We start from the raw sequence: 12,504 nt of genomic DNA on the forward strand, positions 1-12,504 counted from the left end.
CTGATTAGGGAGAGGATCAGCGCAGGCGCGAAAGCCGCCCCGAGGGGCTTGGCTACCTATTGTTTCGCCGCGGGCGGTGTTGCTTCAGGAGCTGGCGCTGTTGCGGAAGGCTCGTCCATGGGGGCAGATCCCCGAAGTTCTGACGCTGCCACGCAGTTGCCGGCCCAAAGCCTGGTCCCCTTAACCGTTCCGACGAGCTTGCAGCCTTCTGCCGCTTTTGGGCTTACCTGAGCGAGCGGCTTCTGACCTACCTTCGGCGGCGAAGGAGCCTGCGCCATCGCGTTCGCCGAAAAACAAACCGCGGCTAGAATGATCAAAATCCTCATCGTCATTTTTCCCTGTACGGCCCTGCAGAGCGGCTATTTGCGCACGGAATCGCGCGATATCTTCATGTAGCTCGTCGCGGTTTGCGAGTGCTGGCTTCCAGCTTCGCCGCCATTTCTTCTAGCTCCTGTAAGTCGGCCACCGTCATTTCTTCGGCTCCCAGTTACCTAGCTCCAGTCCGCTTCAGTCTCCCGCCTCACGGCTTCGCTGAAAGGGTTCTTCGACTTGTCTCTGACCGGGCCGCTCCGGTATAGCGCGTCCAACCACGCTTGGCCCGGAACCTGTCCGTGACCAGAGGCGATCGTGTAAAACGAGCCCATCACCCACGACGGTCCCACCGTGTTAACGCCTGCCGCCTTGGGTTGGACGGCATCGTTTCCAAGCATCTGTCAAAGAGACGAGGCCGTAAGCATCGCTCACCCCGGCGGTCAGCGAGTTGATCCTCACCGCCGACTTGCTATCTCCGTCAATCTCAACTCCGGGTTCGAAGGCGGCGCAGTTCGTTTTCCGGAATATAATCAACGCGTACTAGCCTTTTTCCATTCCGCCTGATGGTTAGGGGTCCCTGGTCCTTTTTGCGTCGTTACCCAGCGGTAATTGTTCACTTTGGAACTGAGTGCCGCCCCATCTCATAATAAGATGCCAGCGTCTTGCCTGGGACGTTGCCGGATGGGTTTGAACCGCCTGACATTTCCATGCTGCTGGCAACGCCGCTTGGCTTATCGGGTTCGCACCCGTACAGCTTGACGCGAGTATGTTCAGGTTTGAGTGATGCTCAAGTCTTACGGCTGACAACTTGCGGCCGCGGATCATAGTGAGAAAGTCTGACGATTTCGCTCGGGAGTATTATTAATGACCGTTGTTAGCGATTATACTGCAATTCTATCCGGCAATTCTTGGTGGGGTAATGCTGTTTCAGGAGAATCGTTCGCTGGACGTCCTGCCTTTGTCAGCTATTCGTTCGATACGACGATTTCATCGGAGGCATTGGCATCGGCACGTACGCCAGAGTTCAAAAGCAGCTTTCGACCGTTTACGAGTCAGCAACAACAGGCCGCGAGAAAGGCGCTGCAGCAGTGGGGGGAAGCGAGCGGTCTTGTCTTCCTTGAAGTGCCGTCGGGCCTAGGCGACATAAAATTTGGGTCATACGAGTTTTCGCTTGATCCCGCTTACGCTGGCGCGGCCGGCTTTGCTTACTATCCGTCCTTGTACAGCGGTATTGCTGGAGATGTGTTCATCGATCATGGGCGGACTGACGTCGACGTCATGCTTCACGAGATTGGTCATGCTTTGGGATTCAAGCACCCCAATGAGGACGACCCCACATTGACGGCTTCGTTGATCACTGAAACCGTCTTGGGTCGCGCGGCACCGAATCTGGGTTCGCTCGACATTCAGGCCGTACAATATCTCTACGGCAGCTCCGGAACGGACGGTTCGCAGGATTCTGCCTGGCGCTGGACAGGATATTACACACTGATCCAGGTGGGAACGGCAGGGAACGATCTCTTCCGCGGCTTTATGACTTCCGATGTAATTTCCGCTGGAGCCGGTGACGATGAGGCTATCCTTGGAGAAGGCCATGACCTTATGTTTGGCGGTTTGGGTATGGACCTCCTTAGTGGCGATCTTGGAAATGACACCCTTTTTGGGGACGGCGGTAATGACGAGCTTGTAGGCGATGAGGGCAATGATGCACTGTTTGGAGGCGAAGGATCCGATGTCATTTATGGCGACGATAATACCGATTTGATTGATGCCGGTAATGCTAATGATCGGGCGTATGGCGGAAACGGTGATGACACTCTCACCGGTGGGGCTGGAGATGACAGTCTAATCGGAGACTCTGGGCTCGATTTTTTTAATTTTACGGCACCTCGATCAGCTTATGGAATCTCGCTTTTGGCTGGCGGCGGCGGTGGCGCCGTCGTGGTGGATGGACCGGACGGTAGAGACACCGTGATCGGAGGGGAGTATTTAAATTTTGCTGATGGCACCTATGCCGTGTCTGGCCTGGTGGCCAACACTCTCCTGCTATCGGTGGACCCGTCGGGTCCCGCCACAAACGACTTGCTCTACGGCGGAGCTAGCAACGATACCCTGGCTGGCGGAAGCGGTGCCGACGTATTGGTAGGGCTTGCAGGCAACGATACGGGCTACGGTGGTGTCGGGAACGATTACTTCTACGGCGGCGATGGCAATGACGTGTTTTCCGGCAGCAGCGGGATTGATGTCCTGGTCGCCGGAAACGGCAACGACGTAGCCTATGGGGGTCAAGATCAGGATTATCTCTACGGCGGCGCGAGCAATGACGTACTGGCCGGAGACGGTGGTGTCGATGTCCTCCTCGGCGAGGCCGGGGACGATTTCCTTTATGGTGGCGACGGCGGCGATTATTTCTACGGAGATATCGGCAACGACACGGGCTACGGTGGTGGCGGCAACAACATTTTCGTGATGGCGGCAGGGAATGATATCGCCACTGGCGATGACGGCCAGGATTATTTTTACATGGGGGATGGTAACGACATCATGTACGGCGGAGCAGGTGTCGATGTGCTTCTCGGAGAAGCTGGAAGTGACAGGTTTGATGGTGGTGCCGGCACCGACTATTTGTTCCTGGGAACTGGCGGCACTGACCAGGTTTTATTCAATGCTGACTCGGGCGTTGACGTGATCAACGATTTCGAGGTGGCCGGCGATAGCATTGCTCTGCAGGGAACGATGCTTACGAACTTCAGCGAGGTGCTGGCAGCCACCACTGACTATGGCTCGTTTTCGATAGTCACGATGGATAGCAATACGGCCATCTGGCTGATCGGCGTCAACAAAAGCCAACTCGTCGCCTCTGATTTTACATTTTCATAATTGTAGGTCGGGCGACTGTTGACGCGAGTAAAGTAGGTAGCTTCCACGGGGCCCGTGGTAAGACGTCAAGGTTGCGAGAGAGCCATCCAGGAACATTTCCAAGGCCGGGCTTGCCGCGGGGTTCCGTCGGTCCAGGGAAGCTGCATTGTATCGCCAGAGGCAGATCAACGCCCGGGAGGCATCGACACCTACGGCGGTTGCGCCCCGGGCCTTCGCGAGGCATCATAGCGGCCTACCATGCGGGGTAGCTATTCTTATGAAACGCAAGATTGCAGCCATTTTTGCCGCGGATATTGCTGGTTACAGCAGGCTGGTTGCTGAGGACGAAGAAGAAACGCTGCGGCGGTTAGCATCCTATCGATCCGTTACCGATGATTTTATTGCCAGAGCGGGCGGACGCATTTTTAATACTGCCGGCGATGCCGTCCTCGCTGAGTTTCCTAGCGCGGTTGAAGCCGTGCGTTGCGCGATCGATATTCAAGAAAGCCTTCGTACGCGCAATATGGCATACGCAGTCAGCCGGCACATGAGCTATCGCATCGGAATTACCATTGGTGACGTCGTTGAACGTAACGGCGATCTGCTTGGTGATGGCGTCAATATCGCCGCGCGCCTCGAAGGCTTGGCGGAAGTCGGCGGCATCTGTATCTCGCGCGCGGTTCATGAGCAGGTTGTAAACAAACTTTCAGTACAATTTGCCGACATTGGTGCGCAGGAAGTAAAGAACATTCCGACGCCAGTCCATGCTTACATGGTAGCGATGCGGCGCGAGGATGGGACCTACGCATCGCCGCAGCACAAAAAGAAGACCGCGGCTTCGGTGAGGGCGCCGAACTGGTTGTGGCCGGCTGTGGTCGCAGCGGTCGCCGCCGTCGCGATCGGCGCATTAGCGTCTGTTTATTCTTCTGCTATTAAACATGGCGTGCAGCCGGCCGCTTCATCGACGACGTCAACACCTGCCGCCTCGGTACCAGTCGCATCAGTACCTGCACCGCAAACGCCCGTATCTTCGGCCGCGGCGCCACCGCTAAAGCCCGAGGTAATGGCAATAGAGCCTGATGCATCATCGCGACCGACTGTTGAGCCAATGCCGGCTGAAAGGAGTCCTGAGGAGGGCAGGGGCCCCGCCCCGACTATTCGTCAGCCAAATCCACTTTTTACCGAGGCGGATGTAAAGACCATCGCTACTATCGCAGAGCAAAAGCATTTTGAGATGCCTCCATTCCAAATCGAAGCCCTGGACGAGAAATTGCCTGTTCAAACTCGCCGCTTCGTGGGCGTGTGGGTAAGCAAGGTTGGCTTTAATGGTGTCGGCCGCCACGCGATGTTAATTGTCACTAGCGTTTCAATTGAAGGTGCCCTACGCGGTTATTTCATGTGGGGTCCACCCACGAAAAAATCAATGTTCCAAACGCCAGCCGGCTACCGTCGTTTCTCGACCACTATTAATAAAGACAGCTTTGAATTCTCGCGTGGTTCAACGATTTCAACAGTTACTTTACTTCCAACAAATGTAGTTCGAGTACGAGACGAATATAGCGACGGTAAGAGTGCTACAATATTGATTGAGCCCGTTTGGACGATGGCTGGACGCTGACGTTTTAATGCCTTGACATAGGCTTCGATCAGCTTGGAGATTTCACCGGCATCAGCGGGTGTCAGTTCGCCGGCAGCAACTGCCGCCAGGACCGCAGAAACTGTTGCAGGAGCATCCTGAGCGCTGTTGATTGGTGGCAGCGCGACGGCATGCTGTCCTACACGCCGCACTTTATTAGAAAACACGGAAAACGAATGCAATGAGGAAACGTGGCGGACAACCAGGCAACCAAAACGCGGTCAAACATGGCCGCGGTAGTGCTTCGGTTCGAGCCGAGCGGCTGGCGGCGTGGGCCGATCAACAGCGCCGGTCTGCGGAATGGTCGAGGGCTGTGCCGCAAACGGATTACGGGGCGATCATCGAATGCCTTCGGGTCCTGAAGCAGGGGAAGGGATGTGAGTAGCACGATTTTGCGAGCGCGAATGTACCGCCGCAAAGCGGTGGGGCCGCCGGGATCAGCGGCACCGGCGGCCCCGTCGCAGCCCGTCCCAAGGGGCGTCCGGAACCGGACCAGCGACACTGAGCAAATGACGACGCTTCGTCAGGGTTTCAGCGCAAGCGGAAATTTAATGTTGGTTTTAAGGAGTAATTGAATGTCCATGCTGCTTAGCGGCGCTTCCTGTCCCAAGCGGCAGCCGTGGTGCGACTAATCGGACCAGCGAATTTTTTTCCCTCTGTCTTTTCGTGTGTCTGCTGCAAATTTAAGGGATGCACGGACGTGTTCTCTAGACACTGTTGGCCGAGATTGCCTCACGAAGCGCGTCTAAAACCCGCAAACAAATTGATGGTTCAGGAACTGATAGGTCATAACCGGTGGGATATTGAAAATCGAAATCCTGATTCATCGAATAGATGGCCGAAGTAAAATCTTTCAGATCCACGACAATTGGTAGCGACATCGCCTCGCATTCGTCCAGGAAAGCCGGAAGATTATGATGCTTGTTGTTACGAGGTGCCCTCAACTTCGCCTTAGGCATGCCGCTGGCCGCGAGGTAGGACTTCAAGAATAGCTCTAGCGAATGAGCACAGAGAAAATATGCTGGATGATATTTTAGATCATTCGAACTCAAAATCCTAAACGCGTCTAAATATTCAGTCCCGCGATCGAACAGTTGGCCGGCGAAGAGGCCGAGAGGTTGCGGCATTTCTATGATATCGTTCATTTATCGATCCTCCCGCAACCAGAGCCGGGCGCGCAAGGGCCTATCGGTTATCCCGCTTCCGCCGCGGCCCCTCTAGAGCCTGCTTGCTGTCCATCTGCTTTGGAAGAAAGGCGCCGGCCCGCCGCGCCATCCCAAGGTTAGAGGCCACCGGTAGGCAGTGGCTCACCGATTCAGTGGGATGCCATCGTTTGCCGATCTGAGTGCCCGCGACAGCCGGCAGCGTTTATCCTCTCACGGGGCGGGTGGCCGGCATCTTTTTCTTCGCCGTGACGGGCTCTGATCTGTCCGTCGCGGGCCACCGCTTCCGCTTCTCGCGCGCACAGGCAACTCCCCGGCAGTGATAAGTTGATAGGCAAATGCTACACTCTCAGGATCGTGTCGGGCTAACCAATATTGAGCCGCTTCTTCTGAAGCATATACCTTCATATTCTTGCGGCCCGCTTCGTAAATCCTAACTTTCAAGCGTGATCCCCCTGCAATCATAGGTGACGGTCGTATTTCATTTGTCCTGCTCACTCATGGCGAATGCCTTAGCGGCCTCCGGGGCTTGCTCCGTGGTCATTTGCTCGGTCCTAAGCCGGCGCCCGGAATGACTTCGAAACAAAAAATACCGGGACGGTTGCCCGTGCGAATATCTGACCTCGAAGCTGCCGGTTTATGCGAGGGCCTCGTGCTTGATTATGCGGATCGTCATCGTGTTTATCTTAGCCGGGCAAAAAGGCAAATGCCCGCGCGATGGTGAGTCGCACGGGCCGAATCTCACTTGTCGCCGTTAATCTAGCGTGACGGGATCATATCGTCTGCGTTGCTTATGGTGAGGCCGTAAGCGACTATTACCGGAAGCGTGCAAGCTCACCCTGAATCTGGCCTTTCGATTGGGCACAGGCGGCGCCGCACGTGCCCCCGAGAAACCACGCCAGCACTGCCTGCCCAGCTTCCTGAATTATGTTGCCACCCGCCACAGCTTTGATCTCTTCGACGGTTAGCTCCTGCGAATGAGCGCCCTGTGTCATGTCTATCTCCCTTGTTTTCGATGCGAGGTTGGTCTTCCCGTTAGGGGCAAGCTCCATCTCTTAGGCCGGCCGCCATGCCAGCAAACAAAGCGGCTCCTCTGTCCTTGCCCAACCCTTCCAAGGCCAAAGCGGTCACCATGTGGATGCTAGCGACGACCCTCGCCGTCTCACAGGTCATGCCGCCCGAGACGGCTTCGAGTTCGGCATTGTTCAGTTCGCGCATGTGGTTCATGTTCTTCCCTGCTTTCTTTGGGACGGGACCATTCCTGCCACCTGCGAATCTCAGGTGTACGAGAGCCCGCGCTTAATCACCGTGACGGCCATCACGTTCGCCACCACTAAAGGTAAGGAACTTGGCAAATCGCTGAAATCAGGATTTGGGTTTCAGCCGTATCTTCCTGAAGGGCAATCTCATCAACTTAGCCCGCATCTGAATTGCGGTGATTGATCTGTTTAACTTGGCGGCAACCAGCGTTACGGACGCGCCGGTTTCCACAAGTGCGCGCAACAGCTTTTCGTCTTCCGGTGTCCAAGGCCGATACCTCCGAATAGCGCCAAGCTCGGAGTGTTCTCTTCGCCAAATGCCATTATCGGTGCATCTGTACGCGCTCGTGCTACCAGTTGCGTAGCGCGGGCAGCTTCTCGTTTGGCTTTCCGTTCCGCGTACCGTTTGCGGCGCTCACGCAGATCAGCTTAAATTCGGGAACAGGTGGCAACGACCGGCGTTGAGTCCGCGTGTCTGGAGTGAGACGACCCGGACATATCAATGGCCTCAGCGCATTCCCCCGAAAGGCGCTGGGGCCATTTCTTTAGGAACGATACGGGTGACCTGACCTGGGGTCCGCCGTGTGATCTTTCCCCGAGACGCAGTTCGGAACTTTCCTTAAATCGGCGCTCGGTCCGGAACCGGACAGAAGGCTCGCAGTTATTCGGTATCACCGCACGGTCAGTGGCTTATATGGTGATGAGAACGCCGGTCGCGCTCCCGCCTTCCTCAGGAATGGAGCAGCGCCATGCAACGACGCCGTATCCTGCATGATACCCCACTTGACCATCGCTTAATTCAAGAGGCGCAGCGCTTGCGGAAGCAGGCTGAAGGCGCCCGTCCCAGTTTCGAACGGGAGCTGCTGCTCCGCAAGGCGCGGCAGGCTGAAGCAGCCGCTCACATGCGGGAATGGCTATCATCCCCGGGCCTACAGCCGTCCAGATAAGCGGCCAATTCGTTCGACCATGATCAACATAACCGACCTTCAGGTAGGGCAGCGCGTTGCGCGGGAAGATTCCGGCGAGATCGGTACCATTGTCGAAGTGGATGGGGAAATAAAAGTGAAATGGGATAGCGGCCGGACCAGCTACTACCGCCGCAAAAAACCGGCCAAAATTGAGTTGGTGGAGAAAGCCGGCTCAGACGGGTCAGGCGAATAGCTCGACGCCGGCCGGCGTCAATTTCACGAAGGTACCGGACTCGTGCAGCAACAGCCAACCGCGCGATATCGCCAGATCAAGTCCGGCTTTGTATTCGGCCGGGGTGGCGCGCTCCAGGAACAGCATCGGCGCGTTTATCTTCTCGATGTAAATCTTCCGTCCACCGGCTCGGTCGCGTTGGCGATCTCCAGTAGCTTGCGCGCGGCCTTTTCAGGATCGGAATAGGGCGGTCGGTGCTCAATTTCATGCGTGCTGCGAATCCATATGCGCATCCTGAACGTGACGATCGGTTACCGCCATATCAATCGCGGCGCCACAGAAACACCGCGCCTGTCCACTGGTTGATTGCGTCGGCAGCGGCAGGCCGGCGTCATACATGGCGTATTTCCAGGCCGTCCAGGCGCGCTGGCGTTGATACTCGTTGAAATCAGCTTCAGTGCATTTCGGAAGGTAGGCTTTCCAGGCGGCCTCGAAGCCCGCCCGCGCCTCGTACATCCCATCGCCACTGTTTCGCGTGAACCGGCAGGCCCGACTGGACCGCGATCGTGGCGACCTGAACGTCGCCGTAGTAGACGTGCCAGCAGTCGGAGCGTTCGGGGTGAGGGCGGCGGGTGAGTTCAGGCATGCCGCATTGAAGCGCGGCGCAGCACCTACGGCAAATTATCAATACGTGGGGGATCGGAACGGCGAAGAGCCACTACAGTGCCTCGTGGTAAGGCAGCCAGCAGCACGCCTCACTTTAAGCCAAACCCGTCCGCAAAAAGAAATAATCAATAGCGGCGAGAACCATCAGCGCGATGAAGAGCCATCCTGCGCTGTCTTGGCCTGAATTCGCGAACTCACGGTTGAGATCCGTCTGGCTTGCATGCGGCACCAGTTTTTTACGATGGTGATGTGATGCTGCCGCGCGAAATTCTCGGCCTTGTTTCCACGATGACAAGAGCTTGCGAATTAGGATATCAGACATCTTGCACGATCATTTGGGGTCGGAAGCAATTGGTATTGAATCAGAATTAGTAGCGGCGCCTCTTGTTTCGGCTAAATCCTGAGCCCGCTTGGCTGCGAGCTTACGGTAGGCCGCCGCTTGCTCTACGCCGCGCGCGACACAGTTGGAGCTGGCTGGCAAATCATGTCGTCAAGTTTGGGCACAATTGAAGGGGCCATTTGACGATCCTGATCGGCCAAGCGATCGATGAGAATTTGAAGTCGGGCGGGCAAGCCGGTCTCTGTGGGGCGCAGGATGGTGCGTAGCCGCTCCCCGATCTCGTCGCAGATTGCGCGGCTGTGGACACTGTCGATTTGAACCTGGTTTGAAACCTTCATGGCCGTTCTCGCAGCACTGTCTTTCCTGCGAGGACAATAATCATCAAATTTTAAGGGACCGAACTCACTTCCCTGGGCATTTGAATAGAAAGCGTAACGGGGAATTAACTCTGACGCCCCGCGCTAACTGCTCAACTCTGGCCAGCCTGGAATCCAGTCTCCCCACGGCACGTTGTTTTCAAAGTAAGCTTTCTTTGCACTTGCCAGATCGGGGAATGTCGAATTGCTACTTCGGTGCTGTTTTCTCATCGCGTCATCAAAGATCACCAGTCGTCCGCTTGTGGCGTCATAGACGGTTCTTAGGCCAGAAAAATCGTTGATCAGAGTAGCCATTTCACCCTCACGGTCCGGCGTCGCAGGCATGCGACTCGAATCAATCCGCCATGACTGTGGAAAGCTGATGGCGATTCTCGCCACCGGTCCGCCGTGACTCAGGTTCTGCAATCCCTGTCGGCGCATCCCGCGCTGATGGAGCGGAGCCATGGAGATCGAGCGCTTACCGTTAGGCCAATCGCTTGCTGACAAACACCGGGCCGCCGAACTGAGGTGGCGAGGCATGCCACCCGGTAACCGTTATCGCGCCCGTAGATATCGGCCGGCCCACGGGGCGGCTCATCTGTTGCCGAACTAACTTATAGGCGTGCCCTAAAACAGCAGCTTGTGTTCGTTTCAACTTCTTCGCTATCTGCGCGGAGTTTTGACCGGCATTCACAGTATCTCGAAGTTGCTCCTCTTCCAGAGCAGTCCACGCAAGGTAGATTTCCTGGCGCGGCAGGTGATCTAATTGTTTCGCTCCGGCGCGCAAAAACTCAAGGCGCAATCTGACTGCCTTCTGCGACCTATTAAGCGCTACGGCTACAGGCATGGTCGATCGACCGCTCGACACCAGTTGCAGCAAGCGGCGATCCTCCTCGTCGCTCCAATGCTTTCGTTTGTTCCTGAGCACAAGACTGTCCTCACCGCGTGTCCGCTGTTGTTCCCCGCGTCTGGCCGATCTGGTTCTGGCCGCGCTGATAATAATCGAAAACGAAGTAAACCATCGCGAGGAAGGAAACCAAGATTGCCGCGACGCCGATCGCCTTCATGCGCGACTCCCTCTAAAAACGGAATGGATTCTTAAACAAAAATCAGGACCTGGGCTTCGCCGTCAGCCTTATCTTCCTGAAGGGCAATCTCATCAACTTAGCCCGCACCAGAATTGCGGTAATGGTTCTGTTTAACTTAGCGGCAACCAGCGTTACGGACGCGCCGCTTTCCACAAGTGCGCGCAGCAGCTTTCCGTCTTCCGGTGTCCAAGGCCGATACCTCCGGATCATTTGCCCTTCGCCTTCAGCCCCTGTTTGTTGCCCCTTTCACTAGAATCGAGCAAGTTCGGCACCGGCGGCATCTGCGGCGGTAGCTCAGTTGATTCTGGCTCATTCTCGGCTTGGCTCTTCCGGGTCAATAGAAGACCAAGGACGCCGATCGCCACTAAATAGCTCCCGCGATCATTAGCCAATGCGGCAAGTAGATCGACGACAGCAGGTCCATTTATTTCCCCTTCGCCTTCCCAGCCGCCAAAGCTTGCGCCAGTCTGCTCTCGAATTCGGCCCGCCTTCCTCAAGCGGGCATTGCGGTTCCAGCATTAACCCGCAACGCGGACATCAAGCTTAACAAGCGAGTTTCGTTGCGACAATTTTAAACAGGGTTAGCGTGGCTGCAAGACGCGCTTTGATGCTGGAATCGGTCGACCGTTGCTCAGAATCCTCAATTGCGCCGAGATCATCGCGTGACAACCGAATCATTTTGACGGTGTAGCTCGCAGGGTTGCTTACTTGGTCTGTCCGTTAGGATCGCCACATGATCGAGGCTATTGCAGCATTTTTGGTAATTCTTAGCGTCAGCATCCTTGTCGCTCACGCGCTGGATGCCTATCGATCGTGGAAATAGCCCTCAGGGTCGCGGGAGGGGGCGCGGCTTTGGCAGCGGGATCCGACCAGTGATCAGTGGGAGCTCGTCGGCCGACGCCTTCGCATTCGGATTTCGCTTTAGGATAGCCTCCGCCGCTCGTTGGTAGGCGAACACCTCGTCTTCAGACGCTATATCCTGACCACCTGTCGCTTCAGACACAGTCGGCATTCGGCGATTTTCTTCGATGAACTGCGGCGAGATCGGGAAAACGACGTAGGTGATCCAGGCTGCAAAGGCAGCTGCGCCTAGAACGGTCGGAACAGCAAATCGCCAGCTTGTCATTTTTAGCCTTGGGCCTTAAGCTCAACAAGTCGTCTCATAGTCGGCCTCGACCCATGCGCGGCCAATTTTGCCGAAGTCATTGGCAACCATATAGATGGTCTGATCCTGATCATCGGGCACGATCGACGGCGTCCAATTGGACGTACGCATCACAAAAACTCCTACGCTACAGAACCGGGATTCAAGCGAAACGCTGCCGATTCGTTCCTCACACTGGAACGGGATGCCGGCTACGCGATTGCCTACGCCGTAGACATTTAGCGCACGGCGCTGGCGGGTAACCTAACCCCCACCGAGGTCGCCCTGGTGCGGCTGAAATCCTTCGTATCCCTCAGTGATCGCCATGTCCCAGATAGATCGTCCCTGCCGCAGCTTCATTGCGGCGGAATATTCGGGCGAGTGATAGCAATCGAGCGCAGCGCGATAGCTGGGAAATTCAACAACGACCACGCGCGATTTTGGTTGTCCCTCTTTCGGCTCGACCTGGCCACCACGCGCTAGAAAGCGCGCCCCGTATTTGGCGAGTGCCGGACCGTTGGCTGCGACATATTCCTTGTAG

The 12,504-nt window shown here is 56.2% G+C and carries 16 protein-coding genes; 4 read left to right on the forward strand and 12 right to left on the reverse strand.

Annotated features, from left to right (window positions below; all coding sequences use genetic code 11):
• Positions 1–1,176: 1,176 nt before the first annotated feature.
• Together JQ575_RS42285 and JQ575_RS45410 are read left to right on the forward strand one after the other, a co-directional pair.
• Complete coding sequence (locus tag JQ575_RS42285; protein ID WP_212039063.1) at positions 1,177–3,192, forward strand: matrixin family metalloprotease; 2,016 nt, start codon at positions 1,177–1,179, stop codon at positions 3,190–3,192.
• A gap of 256 nt (positions 3,193–3,448) precedes the next feature.
• A complete protein-coding gene (locus JQ575_RS45410; protein ID WP_249167284.1) occupies positions 3,449–4,789 on the forward strand; it encodes an adenylate/guanylate cyclase domain-containing protein in 1,341 nt (446 codons plus the stop codon).
• A 725-nt stretch (positions 4,790–5,514) separates the two neighbouring features.
• Here the strand turns inward: JQ575_RS45410 and JQ575_RS42295 are convergent.
• Both JQ575_RS42295 and JQ575_RS42300 read right to left on the reverse strand, forming a co-directional pair.
• Positions 5,515–5,952 (reverse strand): hypothetical protein, encoded by a 438-nt coding sequence (locus JQ575_RS42295; RefSeq protein WP_212039064.1) that lies wholly within the window; start codon positions 5,950–5,952, stop codon positions 5,515–5,517.
• Between the two features lie 833 nt (positions 5,953–6,785).
• Positions 6,786–6,965 carry a hypothetical protein gene (locus tag JQ575_RS42300; protein ID WP_212039065.1) on the reverse strand — a complete coding sequence of 60 codons (180 nt, stop codon included), beginning with the start codon at positions 6,963–6,965 and terminating at the stop codon, positions 6,786–6,788.
• Between the two features lie 139 nt (positions 6,966–7,104).
• On the opposite strand from JQ575_RS42300, the gene JQ575_RS42305 reads away from it, so the two are divergent.
• Both JQ575_RS42305 and JQ575_RS42310 read left to right on the forward strand, forming a co-directional pair.
• Positions 7,105–7,413: a hypothetical protein gene (locus JQ575_RS42305; RefSeq protein ID WP_212039066.1), complete on the forward strand. Its 309-nt coding sequence runs from the start codon at positions 7,105–7,107 to the stop codon at positions 7,411–7,413.
• Positions 7,414–8,195: 782 nt separating this feature from the next.
• Entirely contained in the window at positions 8,196–8,390 is a 195-nt protein-coding gene (locus JQ575_RS42310; RefSeq protein WP_212039067.1) for a hypothetical protein, read from the forward strand.
• Here the strand turns inward: JQ575_RS42310 and JQ575_RS45420 are convergent.
• The 10 genes from JQ575_RS45420 to JQ575_RS42350 all read right to left on the reverse strand — a co-directional run.
• Positions 8,379–8,516, reverse strand: coding sequence for a hypothetical protein (locus tag JQ575_RS45420; protein ID WP_249167286.1), 138 nt, complete (start codon positions 8,514–8,516; stop codon positions 8,379–8,381). The genes JQ575_RS42310 and JQ575_RS45420 overlap by 12 nt on opposite strands.
• Before the next feature lie 117 nt (positions 8,517–8,633).
• Positions 8,634–8,885: a hypothetical protein gene (locus tag JQ575_RS42320; protein ID WP_212039068.1), complete on the reverse strand. Its 252-nt coding sequence runs from the start codon at positions 8,883–8,885 to the stop codon at positions 8,634–8,636.
• A 244-nt stretch (positions 8,886–9,129) separates the two neighbouring features.
• Positions 9,130–9,357, reverse strand: a complete 228-nt coding sequence (locus JQ575_RS42325) for a hypothetical protein (RefSeq protein WP_212039069.1) — start codon at positions 9,355–9,357, stop codon at positions 9,130–9,132.
• A 122-nt stretch (positions 9,358–9,479) separates the two neighbouring features.
• Positions 9,480–9,713 carry a hypothetical protein gene (locus tag JQ575_RS42330; protein WP_212039070.1) on the reverse strand — a complete coding sequence of 78 codons (234 nt, stop codon included), beginning with the start codon at positions 9,711–9,713 and terminating at the stop codon, positions 9,480–9,482.
• Between the two features lie 123 nt (positions 9,714–9,836).
• Entirely contained in the window at positions 9,837–10,046 is a 210-nt protein-coding gene (locus JQ575_RS42335; RefSeq protein ID WP_212039071.1) for a hypothetical protein, read from the reverse strand.
• A gap of 169 nt (positions 10,047–10,215) precedes the next feature.
• Complete coding sequence (locus JQ575_RS42340) at positions 10,216–10,611, reverse strand: hypothetical protein (RefSeq protein WP_212039072.1); 396 nt, start codon at positions 10,609–10,611, stop codon at positions 10,216–10,218.
• A 58-nt stretch (positions 10,612–10,669) separates the two neighbouring features.
• On the reverse strand, positions 10,670–10,798 hold the full coding sequence (locus JQ575_RS45965; RefSeq protein WP_283842567.1) for a hypothetical protein: 129 nt from the start codon (positions 10,796–10,798) through the stop codon (positions 10,670–10,672).
• Between the two features lie 227 nt (positions 10,799–11,025).
• Positions 11,026–11,316 (reverse strand): hypothetical protein, encoded by a 291-nt coding sequence (locus JQ575_RS42345; RefSeq protein ID WP_212039073.1) that lies wholly within the window; start codon positions 11,314–11,316, stop codon positions 11,026–11,028.
• Between the two features lie 650 nt (positions 11,317–11,966).
• A complete protein-coding gene (locus tag JQ575_RS45970) occupies positions 11,967–12,095 on the reverse strand; it encodes a hypothetical protein (RefSeq protein ID WP_283842702.1) in 129 nt (42 codons plus the stop codon).
• Positions 12,096–12,227: 132 nt separating this feature from the next.
• Positions 12,228–12,504 (reverse strand): DUF1330 domain-containing protein (locus JQ575_RS42350; protein WP_212039074.1); only part of this gene is annotated, 277 nt, incomplete at its 5' end.

Source organism: Bradyrhizobium sp. JYMT SZCCT0428 (genome assembly GCF_018131075.1).
In the GTDB taxonomy this organism is placed as follows: domain Bacteria; phylum Pseudomonadota; class Alphaproteobacteria; order Rhizobiales; family Xanthobacteraceae; genus Bradyrhizobium.